General features: G+C 68.4%; 1 protein-coding gene. It reads right to left on the reverse strand.

All coding sequences use genetic code 11. The features are described 5' to 3' along the window. A partial coding sequence (locus AC0IYH_RS31655) for a carboxyltransferase domain-containing protein (RefSeq protein ID WP_471838206.1) occupies window positions 1-272 on the reverse strand: 272 nt, incomplete at both ends.

Genomic DNA, 272 nt, shown 5'->3' on the forward strand with positions numbered 1-272 from the left:
GGGTGAGAATTTCCAGATGGGCGCCACTGGGCGCTTCGCGGGCTGCAGGCTGTTCGTGGGCAGGAAGACCGCCGGCTGGCAATGGCCCGGCATCCTTGAAACGCACTTTGTAGCCAGGGCGGAGCAGGGCCGGTTCGTCGCGGCTCAGATCCCACATCTGCAGCGGCGTGACGCCGATGATCTGCCAGCCGCCGGGGCTGGCCTTGGGGTAGATGCCGCTGAAGTTGCCCGCCAGCGCCACGGCTCCAGCCGGGATGCGCGTGCGTGGGGTT

Source organism: Pseudomonas sp. AC463 (genome assembly GCF_979253585.1).